We start from the raw sequence: 18,415 nt of genomic DNA on the forward strand, positions 1-18,415 counted from the left end.
CTGATAGGGTGTCTGCGTCTTGAGCACACCATAGGCAATCTGCAGCAGCTTGCGCATGGCCGCGCCCAGGGCGCTCATCTTGGCTTTCCCGCGTGCCAGCAGACGCTGGTAAAGCGCTTTGACCGTGGGATTGTGCTGTTTGGCCACAATGGCCCCCATGTAGAGCTTGGCCCGCAGCCGAGGCTGCCCCGCTTTGGTCAAGCGTGGTTTGCCTTTTACCGACGTCCCCGAGTCCCAGGGGCGTGGAACCAGGCCCGCATAGGCCGCGCATTGTCGGGCACAGCCAAAGTCGCGGCTGTGCAGAAACGCCAGCAGGTGGCGGGAAAGGACATCCCCGATGCCCTGGATGCTCCGCAGCAGCTCCCGGTTGCGTTTGAGCTGGTCGTGCCGGTCGATGTGGTCGTCGATCTCCTGCTTCAGGCGTTCGGCCTCCTGACGCAGGGCACTGAGCATCGTATCGATGGAGGCCACTACGCTGAGGCTGGCCTGACTGACCTCGGCTTTTTCCCGCCGGTTCAGTTCGCGCTGGAGGTCCTCCTGCAACGCCTCATACCGCACGATCATCGCTTTCAGCTCGCGGATCTCCCGCGCCTCCGGCAACCAGCGTCGGGCCTTTTGGGTCGCGCCAAAACGGGCGAGCACCAGGCTGTCCTGCTTGTCCGTCTTACCGCGAATACCCAGGCTGCGCGCATATTCGCGGACTTGCGCCGGGTTCAGGACGAAGACCTGAACGCCACGGTCGTGCAGGTAATACGCCAAGGATTCGTGGTAGACCCCGGTGGCCTCAAGGAACACCTTCAGTTCCCCGGCGGCAACGCCACTGTGGGTGCAGCACCACTCGATCAAGGCGGCAAAGCCGTCTACTTGATTGGTAAATACCTTGGTCTTGACCTTCAGACTGTCCGGGTCGCGTAACCACAGACAGTCGAGCTTTTGCTTGCTGACATCGATTCCAATAACCGCCATCTCTCGATCCTTGCCTTGTTCATGCAGCCTCACTCCGGTGGAGGGGCTTGGATACCATTCAGGAGTTGGAGAAGAGGGCCGGGAGCACAATCTACGAAACAGAGTCGAGCTCTCAGGATGGGAACGGCTTTCCCGGCCCTGGGCAGTGAGGTAGCTAACCTCATTGCCCTGGAGAGATACAAGGATGGGTGGAGCGAAGCGATACCCATCTTCGTGCTTAACGGAGCAGGGGCGTGTCGACATGCCGCGGCACCTGCTCCCACGGCATCCACAACTCACCCTGCCACTCCAGCAGCATCAGGCGCTGGGATTGCCAACTCAGCATCACGCGGCGCGGGTGAAAATAGTCCTCGGCGTGCTGGTCGCGCAGGGTGGGGATGACTTCGCGGGTGAGCCATTCATCCAGGTGCTGACATTCGGGATGGCCGAAGCGGATCAGGGCCTTGTAGAGGCCGGCCTCGTTGATGACGTCGATGGTTTCTTCACTGCCGGTGGCATAGCAGAGGCAAATGCGTCGAGTCTCAAAGGACTTGAGGCGGCGGTGCAGGGCTTGGGGATGATGCAGGCCGAGCAGGCGGGCGAAGTCGTAGGCGGAGAACCAGGGCTGGTTGTCGATCATCACGCCGCGCAGTGGGCGGTTGTGGCGGGTGAAGAAGGTAGGGGTGTATGCGTCATGCATGGTGGAACTCCGTGGTTGATTAAGGAGCTGCCACCTTCGTCGTCATCAAAAGGGTGGCAGACCGCACGGGGTTGACGAACCGGACCACAGAGCCGGCAGACCCCGAGGGATCTCCCCGCGCGGCCTGCCATAGGGGGGCTGCAGTGTAGGGAACTGCACTCATGGCTGGGTCTGCTGGAAACGTCCGCCGTTTCCCGCATGCCCTGTAGGCAAGAACGCGCAAGTGGTATCAGGTCGTCAAACCCGGTCGCGGGTTTGACCGCGACCGGGGGACGTTAGGGATGCATAAGGGCGTGAACAAGGCCTGGAAATGGGTTTGGGAAATTTCCGCGTCTTACGCGGAATGATGGGTATCGCTTCGCTCCACCCATCCTACGAAGCCATGCATCCCCGTAGGATGTGGTGGAGCGAAGCGATACCCATCAGGGCTCTAGCGGTTCAGGCGCCGGGCATCGAAGGCGTCGCGGGCCTGGAAGGCGGTGTAGGTCATCTGTGCGGCAAGCAGGCCGGCCAGGCCGAAGGTGCGGGTCAGGCCGAACTTGCCGAAGCCGTCGGGTATTGGAACGGAGTTGGCGATGGCATCCGCCAGTACCTCGCCGGCCACCGTGGTCGGTGCCATGCCATGGCCGCCGAAGCCGACGGCGTGCCAGATGCCCTCGTCGTCCTGGCCGATCTGCGCCATCTGGTGGCGGCCATAACTCATCAGCCCGCCCCAGGAGTACTGGATATCCACGTCTTCCAACTGGGGATAGACCGACACCAGGTCGGCCTTGAGCAGGCTGGCGATGGCCTCCGGGCCGCGATCGAGCACGGAGATTCGTCCGCCCCAGAGAATCCGGCTGTCCTGCAGCGGCCGGTAGTAGTCGAAGGCGAAGCGGGTGTCGTAGACCGCCGACTCGCAGTCGATGGCATCTTTCAATCTTGAGCCCAGGGGCTCGGTGGCGACCACGTAAGTGGCGATGGGTAGTACGGCTCTTTCGACCGGGCTATAGACGCCCCGTGCATAGCCGCCGCCGGAAAACACCACATGCTCGGCATGCACTTCACCGCCCTCGGTCTTCACCACGTACTTGTCGGCGCGTTTTTCGATGGCCAGGGCGGGGGAATGCTCGTGGATGCTGACGCCAAATCCGGCAACCGTGCGGGCGATTCCGTAGACGTATTTCAGCGGATGGAAGTGGAAGGCGTTGCGCTCCAGGAGGCCGCCGAAATAGCGCTCGGTCTTGAGCATCTCTTTCAACTGGCCGGGCGGGATGTAGTCCCAGTCCACGCCGTAGGCGTCCCTCATCAGTTTGCGCGGTGTTTCGAGGCGGGCCGGATCGTTGAACCAGTTGGCGAGGATCACGCCCTTGTCCACCAGGTCGCAGTCGATGCCGTATTGCTTGACGCGGGTGCGGATCAGTTCGACGGCATCGAGGGTCAGTTGGTACAGGCGGCGGGCCTCCTGGGCGCCCAGGGTGGCGAGGAGTTCGGCGTTGCCCAGGCTGTAGCCGCCGAAGACGAAACCTCCGTTGCGCCCCGATGCACCATGGCCGACGCTGTGGGACTCCAGGACCACCACGTCGGTGACGCCGCGCTCGGCCAGTCCGAGGGCCGTCGACAGGCCGGCCAGCCCTCCGCCGAGGATGCATACCCGGGCGTCGGTCCGGCCGGAGTGGGCAGGGTAGGAGGTCTTGTCGGCGGTGACTTCGTAGAAGGTCTTGAGGAAGTTGGTCTTCATCAGTGGATCCTGTCGGTGGCGTCCTGGAGCCCGGCGGGCCGGATTCGTCCGTTCGCTGCTAATTGAACGACTGTTTAGCTTGTCCGGGCGGTGGAGAACAACCGAAATATCCTCCGCACGTCATTCCGCAGCGGAATGGCGCGCGGGATGCGCAGGGGCGGGGGCCGTGCCATTTGGTCGAGAAAACAATGGACCTGACCCGGAATAGTCACCTGCGGGTCGAGTTCATTCCCTGTGGGAATCAAGTGCAGAGGATATGTCGTTTGTAGGTGCCGTCGAAGCTGAGCAGAATCGACCCCGTGCCGGCGCCGCCCGTTGCCCGGCCAATCCAGCCGATTCGTTGATCCGAGGGAGATCGCAGCACCATGAAGAAGCAGGGGTTCGTGAGTCCGGACGAAATTCGCGCACAGTTTTCCAGCGCCATGTCCGACATGTACAAGACGGAGGTCCCTCTCTACGGCACCCTGTTGCAACTCGTCGCGGATATCAACGACAAGGCGATGGCCGAGACGCCGGAACTCGTCGAACAACTGCGCTGGACAGGCGAGATCGAGCGCCTGTCGATGGAAAGGCACGGCGCTATCCGGGTGGGTACGGCCGACGAGCTGTCGACCATCCGCCGCCTGTTCGCCGTCATGGGCATGCAGCCGGTGGGCTACTACGACCTCAGCAGCGCGGGGGTGCCGGTCCATTCCACCGCCTTCCGCGCGGTGCACGAAGACGCGCTGCAGGTCAGCCCGTTCCGGGTGTTCACCTCGCTGCTGCGCCTGGAGCTGATCGACAACCTCGGGCTGCGCGAGCTGGCTTCGCGCATCCTGGCCAATCGGGACATCTTCACGGCCCGCGCCCGGGAACTGATCGCCCAGTTCGAACGCGAAGGCGGATTGAACCAGCAGGATGCCGACGCCTTCGTCAAGGAAGCCCTGGAAACCTTCCGTTGGCACACCCAGGCGACGGTGACGGCCGAGGAGTACAAACGATTGCATGACCAGCACCGGCTGATCGCCGACGTGGTCGCGTTCAAGGGGCCGCACATCAATCACCTGACCCCGCGCACCCTGGATATCGACCTGATCCAGGCCAGCATGCCCGAGCGCGGCATCACACCGAAGGCCGTGGTGGAGGGCCCGCCACGTCGGCAGTGCCCGATCCTGCTGCGCCAGACCAGCTTCAAGGCGCTGGAGGAGCAGGTGGCCTTCGTTGGCCAGCACGGCGCCCTGGGTAGCCATACCGCCCGTTTCGGCGAGATCGAGCAGCGCGGCGCCGCCCTTACCCAGAAGGGCCGGGCGCTCTACGACGCACTGCTGGCCGCGACCCGGGCAGAGCTGAAGGAGTTTCCCAACGAGGGCAACGCGCAGCGCTATGCCCAGTTGCTCGAAAAAAACTTCTACGACTTCCCCGACGGCCATGACGAGATGCGCAGGCAGGGGCTGGCCTACTTCCGCTTCTTCGTGACGGAGCGGGGCATCGCGGCCCGCAGCGATGTGGTGCGCCCCCGCGACCTGGACAGCCTGATCGACGCCGGGCATGTGCGCTTCGAGCCGCTGGTCTACGAGGACTTCCTGCCTGTCAGTGCCGCTGGCATTTTCCAGTCGAACCTCGGCGACAACGCGCAGGCTCACTATGGGATCAGCTCGAACCAGGCCGACTTCCATGCCGCGCTGGGAGCGCGCGTACTGGACGAGTTGCAGTTGTATGCCGACACCCAGCGCCGATCCATTCTGGAGTGCTCGGCAACACTCGACCTGCCTCCGCTCGTCTAGCGCCGGGCGCCAACCCGCGGCGCGGCTTGTGCGCCTGAGCAGTGGTTGATCGTCTCTGGGTGGTAAAGGGAAGGCCAGTCGAATGACTGGCCTTCTCGTTTGCGCGGCGATTCCCCTGTCGGGACGGATTCATTTGCCAGGGCGTCCGGCGTTTGCCTTCATTTCCCTGGCTTGCGATTGCGCACATAAAGCGACTCACCGCCACTGGCGCTGCTACCCCTGACTTGAATCTCGAAGCGCTTGCTCTGGCCCTTGATCAGGTCGCTGAGTTTCCTGAAGCCGTAAAGGCGCTCATCGAAGGCCGGGCGCAGTTTGCTGATGTTCTGGCCCAGGGCGCCGAGTTGTACCCAGCCGTCTTCGTCGGAGATGTCATCGATCAGCTTGGCGATGAAGTCCACCGGCACTTTCTGTGGCTTGGGTTTGGCGTCCGGCTTGGGTGGTTCGCTGGGGGCTTCGCCGGTGCCGGCTGGCTGCGGCCTGTCACCGCTGCCGGGCGCCGCTTCGGCTGCCTCGGCGCGCAGGAGTTCGGTGTAGATGAACTTGTCGCAGGCGGAGACGAAGGGCTTGGGCGTCTTCTCTTCGCCGAAGCCGTAGACGGCCAGGCCTTCCTCCCGCAGGCGCGCGGCGAGGCGGGTGAAGTCGCTGTCGCTGGAGACCAGGCAGAAGCCGTCGAAACGCCGTGTGTAGAGCAGGTCCATGGCGTCGATGATCAGCGCGCAGTCGGTGGCGTTCTTGCCCTTGGTGTAGGCGAACTGCTGGATCGGCTGGATGGAGTGGTCGAGCAGGACCTTCTTCCAGCTGCCCAGCTGCGGCCCGGTCCAGTCGCCGTAGATGCGCTTGACGCTGGCAACGCCGTACTTGGCAATCTCTTCGAACAGGCCCTCGATGATGGCGGCCGGTGCATTGTCGGCGTCGATCAGAACGGCCAGGTGCTTCTGCTGACGCGGGGCTTGCGGTTTGAGGGCCATGGTTCGTCCTTGGGGTGGGGAATGCCTGACCATACCGCCAACCCGCTGGCCAGCGCCAACCCATCGCCGGGTTGAATTGCGCGTTTGTAGGAGCGAGCTTGCTCGCGAAGCTGTTGCGCCATTTCGCCAGCAAGCTGGCTCCTACTCCAGGAGCAAACGGCTCACACCTTGCGCACGAACTCCGACTTCAGCTTCATCGCGCCGATGCCGTCGATCTTGCAGTCGATGTCGTGGTCGCCGTCCACCAGGCGGATGTTCTTCACCTTGGTGCCGACCTTGACCACCAGGGACGAGCCCTTGACCTTGAGGTCCTTGATCACGGTGATGGTGTCGCCGTCCTGCAGGACGTTGCCGACGGAATCCTTGATCACCTTTTCATCGCTGGCCGCTTCGCTGCTGGCGTTGGCGGACCACTCGTGGGCGCACTCTGGGCAGATCAGCATCGCGCCGTCTTCGTAGGTGTATTCGGAGTTGCATTTGGGGCAGGGCGGCAGGGTGCTCATCAGGGCCTCGACGTCAGGTGTTACGAGAAAGACCGCAAATTATAAGGGGTTTTGCCATCGCTTTGCCCGTTTCTGCGCTTTCACGGGCTCGATGTGCCGGGGACTTTATCGATTCGACCCTGTCGGAAACCTCCCCCTCAAGAGGCCGCTTCTCAGTCTGCCTGCGCTGACGATAACGACTGTTGCGACTGCGCCTAGGGCGTGTCGATGGGCTCGGGAATGCTCAGCACGCCGGTGTCGGAGAAGCGCCGCGTGCCCCAGAAACCACCGCCCAGCTTACCGCGCAGGGCGTAAGGAACGTTCTGCATCGGGCTGCTGCCCGTCAAGTTCCAGGCCTGGCGCAGCATCGAGAAGGCCGAGATGCTGATGGGGACTTTGATCAGCTGTTCACTGAAGCCCGACAGCGTCCCGCCTTGGCTGCTGACGCCGCTGGCCAGGGGCTGGTCGTTGAGGTCCAGCTGCAGGGCTACGCCGCTGTAGTGGATGGCCCCTTCGTTGGGGTTCTGCACTCGCAGCTTGAGGTTGAAGCGCATTTCCAGGCCCTCGCCGGGAAGGGGCTCCATGCCGGCCAGGTCCACCTGCAGGGGATCGCGCGGGTCGAGGCTGGCGCAGCTGCCAAGGAACAACAGTGGAATGATCAGGGCGAAAAGGCGGCGGCTGCGCACGGGGGGGTTCCTGTTCGGGCTATGTCTTGAGTAAAGAACAGGCCGGCGCCGACGTGCCCACAAATTCTGTGGAGCGAGCTGTGGATATCTTCGGGATAGATCGCTCCGGGGCCCGTGCTTGGGGGCCTGGAAGCGGTTGCTCGGTTATTGAACGGGGAGGGTGCAACTCGTGACGTTCGATGGCGCCCCGGGACCGGCCGCGGATACCCACGGATTCTGTGGGGCAAGTTGTGGATATCTTTGGGATGGCTGCTTGCAGGGCCCGCGGCTTCTGGCATGGAAGCGCTTGCTCGGTTTTTGTGCAAGTGGGTTGTCCGGTTGATTTTTTGGGTTGCGATGGGTAGGCCTTTGGCCTCCTTGGCGAATGAATTCGCCCCTACAGGTGCGGCGAATTCCGGATGGGGAATGCTCACAGAAACTGTGGGAGATTCTGTGGATATCTTCGGGATAAGTGTGTGGGTGGCGCGCGGTGGCTGGGCTGGAAGCGCTTGCTCGGTTTTTCGGCGTCAGTCGTATTCGGCGGCTTCATGGTCGCCCAGCAGGCGACGCTGGCGCGGGGTGCAGGCAGCCAGCACCGCAGGGTTGAACTGCCAGTACAGGTAGGGCGAGAACTTCTGCGCCACCATGCGTCGGCCGTAATGGACCTGCAGCAGGTAGCGGCTGCGGTCGGCGCTGCGGTTGCGGCTGCCGGCGTGCCAGAGTTCGCTGCGAAACACCAAGGCATCGCCTGCGCGGCACAGCACGGCTTCGGCGGGGCGGCCCTGCCAGATTGTTTCGCCGGGCCGGGGCCTGCGCCCGGCGCGGTGGCTGCCGGGAATGACCAGGGTGGGGCAGAGGTCGGTGTCTATGTCGTCGAGGTAGAGGTGGGCGGTGCAGATCTGCATCGGCAACTGGAAGGCCGGGTCGGCCAGCAGGCTTTCCGGCAGGTCCATCACCAGGTGGTCGAGGTGCAGTTCGGCGCCGACGAATCCGGGATGGTTGCGCCAGGCGGTCTGGCCGATCACATGGCAATCCGCGCCCAGGGCGGCCTCGGCCAGTTCAATGACGCCGGGCAGGTCGAGGTAGGGCAGCCATTCCGGGCCGCGGTTGAATACGCATTTGAAGTGGTCGTCCACCAGGCCGATGTAGTCCCAGTGGATGGGCCGCAATTGGTCGATGAGCTGGCGCAGGGCGGCTATGCGCGGTGCGTCGAGCACCTTTGGGAGCAGGGTGTAGCCCTGTTCGTGCAGGGCCTGGAGGTGGGCGGCGGTGGACATGGGGACCTCGGTCCGATGGGTATCGCTGCGCTCAGCGGAGCGTTTTCCATCCTACGACTGAGTTGCCCCTGTGGGAGTGATTTCATTCGCGATGCGGTGCGCTGCGCGCACCGGAGTTCCGAGCACAAGGGCCGGTGCGCATGGCGCACCCTACGCCTTATCCCGTCAGCAGGCCCGCCAGCCTCACTCGCAGCGGCTCGATATCCTCTTCCCGCAGGTCGAGCAGGAAGTCCGTCTTCAAGACCTCGATCAGCTCCAGGGCTTCCTCGATCTTGCGGCTTTCCACCCGGCCATCCAGGTAGCGCCGGTTCAAGGTGCCGTTGGCCAGGGTGAGGCGGCAGTCACCGTCGCCGCGGGCGCTCATCAGCATCTGCCGGAAAATGCTGTCGGGGTGGGTGGAGGTGTACCAGTTGCGCGGGATGTAATCGACCCAGGCGTGGGTTTCCGGGCGGAAGCGATAGACCGCTGCCCAGCCGGTCTCGGCGCGGAAATTCTCCAGTTGCACCTCGCTGGTGCCGTCGTCCTGGGGCCGCAGGCGGAAGGGGAAGTCGGGGATTTCCCGGTCGCCCAGGGGCACGGCGCGCCAGGGGGTGGCGGAGCCGAAACCGACGTCCACCAGGTGCGGGCCCTCGTCGAGCAGCACCCGCAGCGTCAGGTGGGAAAGCATGGTCTGCGGCGCGTCCAGCGGCAGACCCCAGCGCACGCGGGCGGCCAGCAGTTCGACGCGGTAGCCGAGGCTGAGCAGCAGGCGGGCGAACAGGTTGTTCAGTTCGAAGCAGTAGCCGCCGCGCCGGCGTTCCACCACCTTGGCGAACACCGCATCGCCGTCGATGCGGATGGGGCGATCCAGCAGCACGTCGACGTTCTCGAAGGCCACCTGGCGCTGGTGGGCAGCGATCAGCCGGTCGAGGGCGGCGAGGTCAGGCTGTTGCGGGGCGGGGGTGTCCAGGTAGCGCAGGTAGGCCTCGGACTGCTGCGGGGTCAGCGCGTGCATGGTGGTCGGCTCCGTGACGATGAAGCCAGGATGCTAGCAGAAGCCCAGGCTGGCCGGACAAACGGTAGCTTGGTGTTTATCTTAATCAACGGCTTATGTAAAAAATAAAATACTGGCGAGTCACAAGGTGACATTGCAAAGCTCTATAAATCAGGGTATTGAGCTGCATCCTGTCTGCAGGGTCAGATGCGTTCTGTCGATTTTTTTGCTCATCTGCATCGTAATTGTTTGACATATTTTACGTGTTTGGCAGACTGCGCCTCCGTGGTGACCGCCCGGTTCGCTCCGTTCCGGGTCCTCTGCGTCAATAACAAAAACTCCGTCAGTCGAGGACCTGCCGCCCAGGCGTCCTGGCCCCGACAGGCGTGCCTCTGGAACAAGAACAAATGCTGATCTGGTTTGTTGCGGTATACCTGCTGATCACCGTCGCTGTCGGTTTCTACGCTTCCACCCGCGTGAAGAACTCCACGGACTTCGCCTCCGGCGGTCGGAGCATGTCCTTCCCCCTGGTCGTGGCCATGGTGTTCGCCACCTGGTTCGGCTCCGAAGCCGTGCTGGGCATTCCCGCCACCTTCCTCGAGGAAGGCTTCGCTGGGATCATCGAGGACCCCTTCGGTTCGTTCGGCTGCCTGATGCTGGTGGGCCTGGTGTTCGCCCGTCCGCTCTACCGGCTGAACCTGCTGACCATCGGTGATTTCTTCCGCAAGCGCTTCGGCCCGAACGTGGAGCTGCTCACCAGCCTGGTGATCATCGCGTCCTATCTTGGCTGGGTCGCCGCGCAGCTCACTGCGCTGGGCGTGGTGTTCAGCGTGCTGTCCGACGGTGCTCTGACGACCACCGAGGGCATGATGATCGGCACCTTCATCGTCCTGCTGCACACGCTGTTCGGCGGCATGTGGTCGGTGGCGATGACCGATTTCCTGCAGATGATGATCATCGTCGTCGGCCTGTTCTATCTGACCTGGCTGGTCGGCGACATGGCAGGCGGCCCTGCGGCTGTGATCAGCCACGCCGCTGCCGAAGGCAAGTTCACCTTCCTCCATGGGACCTCGGCCAAGGACATCGTCGCCTTCCTCGCCGCCGCGGTGACCATGATGTTCGGCTCCATCCCGCAGCAGGACGTGTATGCCCGGGTGATGTCGGCCAAGACCGAGAACATCGCCGCCCGCGCCTCGATGACCGGTGCCTGCTTCTACCTGTGCTTCTGCATGCTGCCGATCTTCCTCGCCTACTCGGCCAAGATGATCGACCCGGAGATGGTCAAGCACTGGCTGGCTGAAGACTCGCAGATGATCCTGCCGCGCCTGATCCTGGAGCGCACGCCGCTGTTCGCCCAGATCATGTTCTTCGGCGCCATCCTCTCGGCGATCATGTCCACCGCGTCCGGCACGCTGCTGGCGCCGTCGGTGACCTTCACCGAGAACATCCTCAAGCGCTTCATCCCGGACATGACCGACCGCCAGGCGCTGTTGGCCATGCGTTGCAGCGTGCTGGCGATGACCTTCGCCACCGGCCTGTTCGCGCTGAACTCCAACTCCAGCATCTACGAGATGGTCGGCAACGCCTACAAGGTGACCCTGGTTGCCGCAGCCGTGCCGCTGTTCGCTGGCCTGTTCTGGAAACGCGCCACCACCCAGGGTGCGCTGCTGGCCATTGCCGCTGGCCTGGGTTCCTGGGGCCTGCTGGAAATGACCTACCAGGAATCCGATTTCTGGCCGCCGCAACTGGCAGGCCTGTTGTTCAGCCTCCTGGGCATGGTCGTGGGTTCGCTGCTGCCGCAGTTGGTGCGCAGCCGCGCCGAGATCATCGGCGCAACCCCGGCCAGCGCCTGAGTGCGTTGAGCCAGATGAGAAAGCCCCGCCATGTGCGGGGCTTTTTCATGGGCGGGGATATTTCATCGCGAATGAATTCGCTCCCACAGGGTGGGTCGGGCGGCGTTCCGCGAGCTTGCGATCCCCATCAGCTCTGTCCGCATGGGTATCGCTCCGCTCCACCCATCCTACGAAACTGGCGAATGAATTCGACGGGTCAGGCCACCAGTTCGACGAAGCCGCGTAGCACGGTGAGGCCGACGAATACGCTCATGGCGATCAGGCTGCCGCGAGGCACGCTGTCGACGAAGCCGCGGTAGTTGATGGGGGCGAGGAAGAGCCTGGGCCAGCAGGCGAAAGCGGCGCAGAGGGTGAGCAGGGAAAGCAGCGCGAGGCTGGCGGAAAAGTCGAAGGTTTCGTCGGAGAAAAAACAGCTGACAGGGATGGCGATGCCCAGGGCGATCCAGCCGGCCGTGACCACGTTCTCACCCCGGGTGCGCGGGGCGGCTTGGGGGCTGTCGCTGGCCATCGGAAATTTCCTTATCAGACTGCAGGCGGAGACTGGCGCGCATTTTCCACCTGCCGCCTGGAGGGCGCAAGCCAGAGGGGCCCGTCGTTGCGACGGACCCCTCATTCGTCAGAAATGCACCTTGGCCAGCAGGCTGAAGGTGTTCTGGTCGGTGCCGTCGAGGATCTCGTCGCCGAGGAAGCTGTTGTCGTCGATGGCGTACTTGTTCTTCCAGTAGTCGTACTCGATGCCGACGTAGAAGTGCTTTACCGCGCTCCAGCCCATTGCCTTGCCCAGGTCGTACTTGATCTGCGGGTTGAAGTGCAGGTTGGCGTGCAGGTCGTTGGGGCGGTCGGAGGTGGCGTCCTTGTTGTTCCACACCCAGTCCATGAAACCGTCGATCACGACATTAGAGGTGCCCACCGGGATGGTGTAGGACCAGACCGGAGTGACCTGCCACTGGCCGGATGGGTTGTTGGTGATGCCGTCGGGCTTGCGGTAGTAGAAGTTCAGCTGGAAGTAGTCGAAGCCGGGGAGCTTCAGGTCGAAGCCCGGGCCGAGCAGGTAGTTCTGGTTGCGGTTCTCGCCGCGCTCGTAGGTGGCGGCCAGGAGCACGTCGCTGATGGGGCCGAACTCCAGCTTCTGCTCGAAGGTCTTGCCGAAGGACAGGCGCGGAGAGATCTCGCCGTAATAGGTGTTCTCGCCCAGGTTGGCGTCTTCCTCGCCGTTGTAGTTGATCTGGTCGACGAAGATGAACAGGTCGCCGAAGGTCCAGCCGCTGGCGTGCTCGAAGGTGAAGGTCTGCTGGATTTCCGGGTTGATCTGGAAATCCTTGCCATAGAGGTAGGTCAGGCTGTTGTCCTGCCACAGCAGCGGGCCATCGGCCAGGGCGTTGCCGGCCGCCAGCAGGCCGCCGGCGAGCATCAGGGCGGAAAGGGTACGGTTCATCGGGGGGATTGGCTCCAGGTCTCGTAACTTCTATCTGCGCAGAACTTGTCTGATTGCTCAGGACTGCCTGCCAGGGCAGGAAAGGCGCCAAGCATTCACGGCGCCCGGTCGGGCGCGCGATTATCGGGGGAAAGCAGCGTTTTTCAAGTGGTTATGCGAAGTTCGCCGGAAAATGCCGACCGCTGGAAACTGACCGGGTGCGCAAATCCGGGAGGTTAAGTTGACCGTTTGGGCGGCTTTACCTTGATTTTGCGCGGTGGGGTCGGTGGGTAGCTGGCTTTCGCGAATGAATTCGCTCACACAGGCAAAGCCACCAGGGCCCGCTGCCGGCACGCGCCCTTCCAGTCGATGAACATCGCCGTTTGTCAGTTGCGATGGGGAGAGGCCGATGCCGAGGAGGGAAGGGCGCAACTTCCATACCATCTGCCGCCGTGTGCTCTGCCATGGGGCGCCACGAAAAATGGCGGTCATCCGCCTCTGGGGCGAACCGCTGGCGGCTGGGGACTGGCGCCCCAGAACTGGGGAAAAATGGGTGGAGAAATGGGGAATTCCCCAAACCTGGCGATTGACGGTCGCCGGACGGTAGGACCGCGATCGAAGGGGCCTGCGCTATAACTACCGGGAGCCGGCGCTGGACCAGTCGGCCGGCTGAAGACCCCTTTGACGCCTGCCTTGCAAGCGAGCCGTCGGCACCCACGGGGAGGTTTCGATGAACATGGCGATGGCGGCAAAGCCCTTCAACCTGTTTCGCTGGTTTTCCCTGGTCAGCCTGGTGATCATCCTGGTGGTGGCCATCCTGCTCGGCCCGGCAGCCAGCCGATCCCTCATGAGTGAAAGCATCGACCGCGACACCGTGACCACCGAGCACCACGGCCCCGACAGTTGCCTGGCGGAAGCCTACTTCATGCGGGTGCCCCAGAGCCTCTACCTGGAGAGCTTCATCCCCCTGCTGGACAGCCGTGGTGAAGTGCTCTCGGTGATCGAGATCTACAAGGAGCCGGTGGACCTGATCGCGCGGATGAAGCGCGGTTTCATCCTGCTCTGGATCGCCACCGCCCTGGGCGGGGCGGCCATCTACCTCAGCCTGTTCTGGTTCGTGCGCCACGCCTCGCACCTGCTGGACGACCAGCAACGGCAACTGGTGGAGAACGAAACCCTGACCCTGCTCGGCGAGATGTCCACCGCCGTCGCCCACAGCCTGCGCAATCCGCTGGCGTCCATCCGCTCCAGCGCCGAGTTGGCCCTGGAAGACACCCTGGCCGGCTACGGGCCGCAGATCCGCCATGCCGGAATCGAGGTGGACTGGCAAGCGACGCCGGCGCCCAAGGTGGTCAGCCACCCGGTGCTGCTGAAGCAACTGCTGGGCAGCGTCTTTTCCAACGCCATCGAAGCCATGCCGCGCGGCGGCCGCCTGGCCATTCATCTAGAGCCGGACACGCGCCGGCAGCAACTCACCCTGACCATTAGCGACACCGGAAGCGGGATGACGCCGGCCATGCTGGAGATGGCGTTCAAACCCTTCCACACCACCAAGCGTGGCAGCCTGGGTGTCGGCCTGGTGCTGGTGCGCAAGATAGCCGAGCGCTTCGGTGGCGCAGTCAGGATCGAAAGCCGGGAAAACGCCGGCACCAACGTGCACCTGACCTTCAGGGCCACGGCAGGGGGATAGACCGCCATGGGCAACAGCATTCTGATCGTCGAAGACGACGAGATCCTGGCCGACAACTTCTGCACCTACCTGCAGCGGCGCCAGTTCGATGTCATGGTCTGCAGTTCGGCCGAGGAGGCCCTGTCGATCATCGAGGCGCAGCACCCCGACCTGGTGCTCACCGACTACTGCCTGCCGGGTATCAGTGGGTGCGAGCTGATCAGCCGCGCCCGCGCCATGGACGAGCAACTCAAGGTCATCATGATCACCGGTCACGGCAACGTGCAGGGTGCGGTGGAGGCGATGAAGGCCGGCGCCAGCGACTACCTGACCAAGCCGGTGGCCCTGGCCGAGCTCAAGCTGGTGGTGGACAAGGTGCTGGAGGCGCGCCGCCAGGAACAGCGCCTGTCCTTCTACCAGCAGCGCGAGGCCCAGGCTTCCGGCCTTGGCGGGCTGATTGGCGACTCCGCCCCCATGCGCGCCATGAAGGACATCGTGCACCAGTTGCTGGCGGCCGAGGAGCGCATGGCCGGCGAAGACCTGCCGGTGGTGCTGATCGAGGGCGAGACCGGGACGGGCAAGGAGCTGGTGGCCCGCGCCCTGCACTTCGACGGCGCGCGCAGCAAGGGCCCCTTCGTCGAATTCAACTGCGCCTCGATTCCCTCGCACCTGCTGGAGGCCGAGCTGTTCGGCCATGAGAAGGGCGCCTTCACCGACGCCAAGGACTGCCGCGTCGGCCTGGTGGAAGCGGCCGATGGCGGCACCCTGTTCCTCGACGAGGTGGGCGAGATCGACCTGCTGCTCCAGGCCAAGCTGCTCAAGCTGCTGGAAGACCGCACCATCCGCCGCCTGGGCTCGGTGCGTGAGCGCAAGGTCAACCTGCGCATCATCAGCGCCACCAACTGCAACCTCGAACAGATGGTGCAGGAGGGCAAGTTCCGCCGCGACCTGTTCTTCCGCCTGCGCATCATCACCGTCAAGGTGCCGCCGCTGCGCGCCCGCGGTGACGACGTCCTGACCCTGGCCGAACACTTCGCCGCCCAGCACGGCAAGCGCTACGGCAAGCCGGGGCTGCGTTTCAGCGTGGAGGCCAGGGCCGTGCTCAAGGGCTACAGCTGGCCGGGCAACGTGCGTGAGTTGCGCAACATGCTGGAGCAGACGGTGCTGCTGGCGCCGGGCAGCCTGATCGGTCCCGAGCAGCTGACCATCTGCCGCGGTCTGCTGGCCGGCGCCGGTGTCACCGAGGCGGCTAGCCCGAGCTTCGCCAGCGAAAGCCTTGGGATGGAAGACGAGAATACGAACCTGTCCGACGCCGAGCGCGACCTGGTGGTCAAGGTGCTGGGCAAGACCGACTGGAACATCTCCAAATCCGCCCGCATGCTCGGCCTGACCCGCGACATGCTGCGCTACCGCATCGACAAGCTGGGCCTGGAACGGCCCGATCGCCAGCACTGAATGGGCCCCGCCATCGGGCCATGCCCAACCAGGACCGGGGGATAGCCCGGTGGTGGACCTTTCCTTCTGATCCAGACTCCAGGAATCATCGGCCCGGGCGGGTCGATGCAGCCTTGGCTCGGAACGTGCAAGGATGCAACCAGCGACCGAGTGGGTCGCAGTCCGATCTCCTCACAGGGGAGCAGCCACAGTGTCGAAGAAAGTACTGATCGTCGACGACGAGGAAATCCTCGCCGGAAACTTCCAGATCTATCTGGAAATGCTCGGTTGCGAAGTGCAGACCGCCGCCAGCGGCGCCATCGCCCTGCAGAGGGTGCTGGCCTTCAAGCCCGACCTGTTGTTGCTCGATTACCGTCTGCCGGACATGACCGGCTTCGAGGTCTTCGACGCCCTGCGCACCCTGCACAGCTGCGAAGCGGTGCTGATGACCGCCCACCCCTGCATCGAGGTCTGCAACCGCGCCATCGAACGCCATATCGAGATCATCCTGCTCAAGCCCTTCCCCCTGCATGAGCTGGGCAACGTGGTGCTTCACGGCCTGCCAAGCGGCGCCCCGTGCGACGAATCCGCAGCGTCCGATCCGGCCCAGACGGAGCGTCGCCGAGGTGGCGACGTGAGCTTCCCGCTGAAACTCTACGATGGTGCCTGGGTGCTCTCCTACCGCCGCCGCGCCACTCCCGGCGCCGAGCAACCCCTGAAGCAGACCAAGAAAGGCGTCTGACGCCGCCGGATCGACAAAGCGCAGGCCTGGACCTGCGCTTTTTCTTTACAGGGTGAAAAGTTGACAGATCGACGCCCGGGGCCGGGCGGATCAAGATCGGGACAGCTGGATTCCCCAACCGGACACGAGGACTGCCCCATGCTTTCGCTCGAACTCATGCTGGAACACCAAACCCTCAGCCTTGCCGTGGCCGCCGCCATGACCTGCCTCGCCTGGCTCGCCTACGGCCACGCCTGAATCGACAAAGCCCCCGAAGGTCGCGCACCTTCGGGGGCTTTTTGTTTGTGGTGGAGACGAGGAGGATCGAACTCCCGACCTCGGCGTTGCGAACGCCGCGCTCTCCCAGCTGAGCTACGTCCCCGGTAGAAACAGCGTAGTAGTCGGCGGCGCCAGTTGCAGGCCGGCGCGGTTTGCTCCCCTCTTCCTTTGGGAGAGGGGCTGGGGGAGAGGGAGGCGTGAGCTCGCTCGGACTCCCGAGGGCAGACCTGCGGTCTGCTTCGCGAATGAATTCGCCTCCACAGGGAGTCGCCCCTACTGGATGCTCGAGGCCAACTCGAAGATGGGGATGTACATCAGGATCACGATCACCCCGATGATCAGCCCGATGAAGGTCATCAGCAGCGGCTCGAACAGGCGCACGAACCATTCGATCCAGCGGCTGGTTTCCTCGTCATGGAAGTCGGCGGTGCGCTCCATCATCTCGCCCAGGTTGCCGGACTGTTCGCCGGCGCGAAGCATGCGCAACGACACCGGTGTCGCCAGGCTGTGCTCCTCCCGGGCGCGGGACAGCGCCTGGCCTTCGCGGATGCGCGCGGCGGCCTGGCCCAGGCGCGGACGCGTGGCGGCGCCGAGCAGTCCGCGGACCATGCCGATGGCGGTGAGGATGGGAATCCCGCCCTGCAGCAGGATGCCCAGGGAACGATAGAAACGCGCCAGCTCGTAGACCTGGATGCGCTCGCGGATCGCCGGTAACCGCTCGACCTGGCGCCCGAGAGCACGGCGCACGCCCTCCTGGCGCAGCAGCGCCACGGCCAGCAGCAGGGTTGTCAGTTCCTGGCTGAACAGCAGCAAGGGAAAGGCCTCACGCCGCCGCCAGCCCTGCAGCGACCAACGCCGCTCGGCCTGCAGGGCGAGGACCCGCAGGCCCTGGGATTCGGCCTGGCGGCGGGCTTCGTCCTGGCTCTCGGCCTCGATCATCAGGGCGACCACGCCGGCCCCGGTGCGCAACGCTTTTACCTGGTAGCGCATGGCGGTCACTGCCAACTGGTGACTTCGGCGTTCTCGCCGTCGCCGCCTGGCTGGCCATCCTTGCCCATGCTGAGCAGGTCGAAGTCGCCGTTCTCACCGGGAGAACGGTAGACATAGGCGCGGCCCCAGGGGTCCTCGGGCACCTCCTTCTGCAGGTAGGGGCCGGCCCAGCGCGGCTCGTCGCTGGGAGCGGCCACCAGCGCGGCCAGGCCTTGCTCGGTGCTGGGGTAGCGGCCCACTTCCAGGCGGTAGATATCCAGGGCCTTGGTCAGCCCCTCGATCTGCGCGCGCGCCACCTTGGTCTCGGAGCGGCCCAACTGGTTGAAATACTTGGGCGCTACAATGCCGGCCAGCAGGCCGAGCACCACCAGCACCACCAGGAGTTCGAGAAGGGTGAAGCCCTGTTCGGGCCGAAGACGCTTTTCCATGGGAGCCTCCGCTTCGGGGTCACTGCAGGTGGCTAGGCAAGAGCTGTGCAAGACGAGCGGGCAACAGGGGCGATGTATCGCCGGTTGGGCATTTCCGGCATGTGCTTTGCTCAGGGTGCAGCACCGAACAATCC

Annotated in this window: 17 protein-coding genes and 1 tRNA gene; 5 read left to right on the plus strand and 13 right to left on the minus strand. The window is 64.1% G+C overall.

The window, feature by feature from the left end; genetic code table 11:
- The 3 genes from E8F11_RS17010 to E8F11_RS17020 all read right to left on the minus strand — a co-directional run.
- Positions 1-966, minus strand: a 966-nt coding sequence (locus tag E8F11_RS17010) for an IS110 family transposase (protein ID WP_280287030.1), incomplete at its 3' end; no start/stop codon positions are given.
- Between the two features lie 217 nt (positions 967-1,183).
- The gene (locus E8F11_RS17015) at positions 1,184-1,645 is read right to left on the minus strand and encodes a Bro-N domain-containing protein (RefSeq protein WP_280290023.1); all 462 of its coding nucleotides are present in this window, start codon (positions 1,643-1,645) and stop codon (positions 1,184-1,186) included.
- A gap of 430 nt (positions 1,646-2,075) precedes the next feature.
- Positions 2,076-3,365, minus strand: coding sequence for an FAD-binding oxidoreductase (locus E8F11_RS17020; RefSeq protein WP_280290024.1), 1,290 nt, complete (start codon positions 3,363-3,365; stop codon positions 2,076-2,078).
- 365 nt (positions 3,366-3,730) lie between these two features.
- On the opposite strand from E8F11_RS17020, the gene E8F11_RS17025 reads away from it, so the two are divergent.
- A complete protein-coding gene (locus E8F11_RS17025) occupies positions 3,731-5,128 on the plus strand; it encodes a VOC family protein (protein WP_280290026.1) in 1,398 nt (465 codons plus the stop codon).
- 158 nt (positions 5,129-5,286) lie between these two features.
- On the opposite strand, the gene E8F11_RS17030 is transcribed toward E8F11_RS17025, so the two are convergent.
- From E8F11_RS17030 to E8F11_RS17050, 5 genes are all read right to left on the minus strand, one after another.
- Positions 5,287-6,096 carry an NYN domain-containing protein gene (locus tag E8F11_RS17030; RefSeq protein WP_280290027.1) on the minus strand — a complete coding sequence of 270 codons (810 nt, stop codon included), beginning with the start codon at positions 6,094-6,096 and terminating at the stop codon, positions 5,287-5,289.
- A 161-nt stretch (positions 6,097-6,257) separates the two neighbouring features.
- Positions 6,258-6,599: a zinc ribbon domain-containing protein YjdM gene (locus E8F11_RS17035; RefSeq protein ID WP_280290028.1), complete on the minus strand. Its 342-nt coding sequence runs from the start codon at positions 6,597-6,599 to the stop codon at positions 6,258-6,260.
- Between the two features lie 194 nt (positions 6,600-6,793).
- Positions 6,794-7,264 (minus strand): LEA type 2 family protein, encoded by a 471-nt coding sequence (locus E8F11_RS17040; RefSeq protein WP_280290029.1) that lies wholly within the window; start codon positions 7,262-7,264, stop codon positions 6,794-6,796.
- A 506-nt stretch (positions 7,265-7,770) separates the two neighbouring features.
- Entirely contained in the window at positions 7,771-8,520 is a 750-nt protein-coding gene (locus tag E8F11_RS17045; protein ID WP_280290030.1) for a phytanoyl-CoA dioxygenase family protein, read from the minus strand.
- 157 nt (positions 8,521-8,677) lie between these two features.
- Complete coding sequence (locus E8F11_RS17050) at positions 8,678-9,514, minus strand: arylamine N-acetyltransferase (RefSeq protein WP_280290031.1); 837 nt, start codon at positions 9,512-9,514, stop codon at positions 8,678-8,680.
- Between the two features lie 386 nt (positions 9,515-9,900).
- Here E8F11_RS17050 and E8F11_RS17055 point away from each other — a divergent pair, with 386 nt between their 5' ends.
- Positions 9,901-11,346 (plus strand): sodium:solute symporter family protein, encoded by a 1,446-nt coding sequence (locus E8F11_RS17055; protein ID WP_280290032.1) that lies wholly within the window; start codon positions 9,901-9,903, stop codon positions 11,344-11,346.
- Between the two features lie 196 nt (positions 11,347-11,542).
- On the opposite strand, the gene E8F11_RS17060 is transcribed toward E8F11_RS17055, so the two are convergent.
- Complete coding sequence (locus tag E8F11_RS17060; RefSeq protein ID WP_280290033.1) at positions 11,543-11,854, minus strand: hypothetical protein; 312 nt, start codon at positions 11,852-11,854, stop codon at positions 11,543-11,545.
- Positions 11,855-11,962: 108 nt separating this feature from the next.
- Positions 11,963-12,781, minus strand: a complete 819-nt coding sequence (locus tag E8F11_RS17065) for an outer membrane protein OmpK (RefSeq protein WP_280290034.1) — start codon at positions 12,779-12,781, stop codon at positions 11,963-11,965.
- A 709-nt stretch (positions 12,782-13,490) separates the two neighbouring features.
- On the opposite strand from E8F11_RS17065, the gene E8F11_RS17070 reads away from it, so the two are divergent.
- The 3 genes from E8F11_RS17070 to E8F11_RS17080 all read left to right on the plus strand — a co-directional run bounded on the left by E8F11_RS17070 (position 13,491) and on the right by E8F11_RS17080 (position 16,605).
- Positions 13,491-14,450, plus strand: coding sequence for a sensor histidine kinase (locus E8F11_RS17070; protein ID WP_280290035.1), 960 nt, complete (start codon positions 13,491-13,493; stop codon positions 14,448-14,450).
- Positions 14,451-14,456: 6 nt separating this feature from the next.
- Positions 14,457-15,884, plus strand: a complete 1,428-nt coding sequence (locus E8F11_RS17075) for a sigma-54 dependent transcriptional regulator (protein ID WP_280290036.1) — start codon at positions 14,457-14,459, stop codon at positions 15,882-15,884.
- A 190-nt stretch (positions 15,885-16,074) separates the two neighbouring features.
- Positions 16,075-16,605, plus strand: a complete 531-nt coding sequence (locus tag E8F11_RS17080; RefSeq protein ID WP_280290037.1) for a response regulator — start codon at positions 16,075-16,077, stop codon at positions 16,603-16,605.
- Between the two features lie 285 nt (positions 16,606-16,890).
- Here E8F11_RS17080 and E8F11_RS17085 read toward each other — a convergent pair.
- From E8F11_RS17085 to gspG, 3 genes are all read right to left on the minus strand, one after another.
- Positions 16,891-16,966, minus strand: a tRNA-Ala gene (locus E8F11_RS17085).
- Between the two features lie 170 nt (positions 16,967-17,136).
- A complete protein-coding gene (locus E8F11_RS17090; RefSeq protein WP_280290052.1) occupies positions 17,137-17,853 on the minus strand; it encodes a type II secretion system F family protein in 717 nt (238 codons plus the stop codon).
- Positions 17,854-17,858: 5 nt separating this feature from the next.
- Entirely contained in the window at positions 17,859-18,281 is a 423-nt protein-coding gene (gene gspG / locus E8F11_RS17095; RefSeq protein WP_280290038.1) for a type II secretion system major pseudopilin GspG, read from the minus strand.
- Positions 18,282-18,415 lie beyond the last annotated feature (134 nt).

The sequence above is a fragment of the Pseudomonas sp. BN417 genome, from assembly GCF_029871205.1.
GTDB lineage: Bacteria > Pseudomonadota > Gammaproteobacteria > Pseudomonadales > Pseudomonadaceae > Metapseudomonas.

Bases quoted from the DNA above. Each gene is read 5' to 3' on its own strand.
- E8F11_RS17020 (WP_280290024.1), bottom strand. From the start codon at position 3,365: ATGAAGACCAACTTCCTCAAGACCTTCTACGAAGTCACCGCCGACAAG.
- E8F11_RS17060 (WP_280290033.1), bottom strand. From the start codon at position 11,854: ATGGCCAGCGACAGCCCCCAAGCCGCCCCGCGCACCCGGGGTGAGAAC.
- gspG (WP_280290038.1), bottom strand. From the start codon at position 18,281: ATGGAAAAGCGTCTTCGGCCCGAACAGGGCTTCACCCTTCTCGAACTC.
- E8F11_RS17090 (WP_280290052.1), bottom strand. From the start codon at position 17,853: ATGCGCTACCAGGTAAAAGCGTTGCGCACCGGGGCCGGCGTGGTCGCC.
- E8F11_RS17015 (WP_280290023.1), bottom strand. From the start codon at position 1,645: ATGCATGACGCATACACCCCTACCTTCTTCACCCGCCACAACCGCCCA.
- E8F11_RS17050 (WP_280290031.1), bottom strand. From the start codon at position 9,514: ATGCACGCGCTGACCCCGCAGCAGTCCGAGGCCTACCTGCGCTACCTG.
- E8F11_RS17035 (WP_280290028.1), bottom strand. From the start codon at position 6,599: ATGAGCACCCTGCCGCCCTGCCCCAAATGCAACTCCGAATACACCTAC.
- E8F11_RS17075 (WP_280290036.1), top strand. From the start codon at position 14,457: ATGGGCAACAGCATTCTGATCGTCGAAGACGACGAGATCCTGGCCGAC.
- E8F11_RS17045 (WP_280290030.1), bottom strand. From the start codon at position 8,520: ATGTCCACCGCCGCCCACCTCCAGGCCCTGCACGAACAGGGCTACACC.
- E8F11_RS17070 (WP_280290035.1), top strand. From the start codon at position 13,491: ATGAACATGGCGATGGCGGCAAAGCCCTTCAACCTGTTTCGCTGGTTT.
- E8F11_RS17025 (WP_280290026.1), top strand. From the start codon at position 3,731: ATGAAGAAGCAGGGGTTCGTGAGTCCGGACGAAATTCGCGCACAGTTT.
- E8F11_RS17030 (WP_280290027.1), bottom strand. From the start codon at position 6,096: ATGGCCCTCAAACCGCAAGCCCCGCGTCAGCAGAAGCACCTGGCCGTT.
- E8F11_RS17055 (WP_280290032.1), top strand. From the start codon at position 9,901: ATGCTGATCTGGTTTGTTGCGGTATACCTGCTGATCACCGTCGCTGTC.
- E8F11_RS17065 (WP_280290034.1), bottom strand. From the start codon at position 12,781: ATGAACCGTACCCTTTCCGCCCTGATGCTCGCCGGCGGCCTGCTGGCG.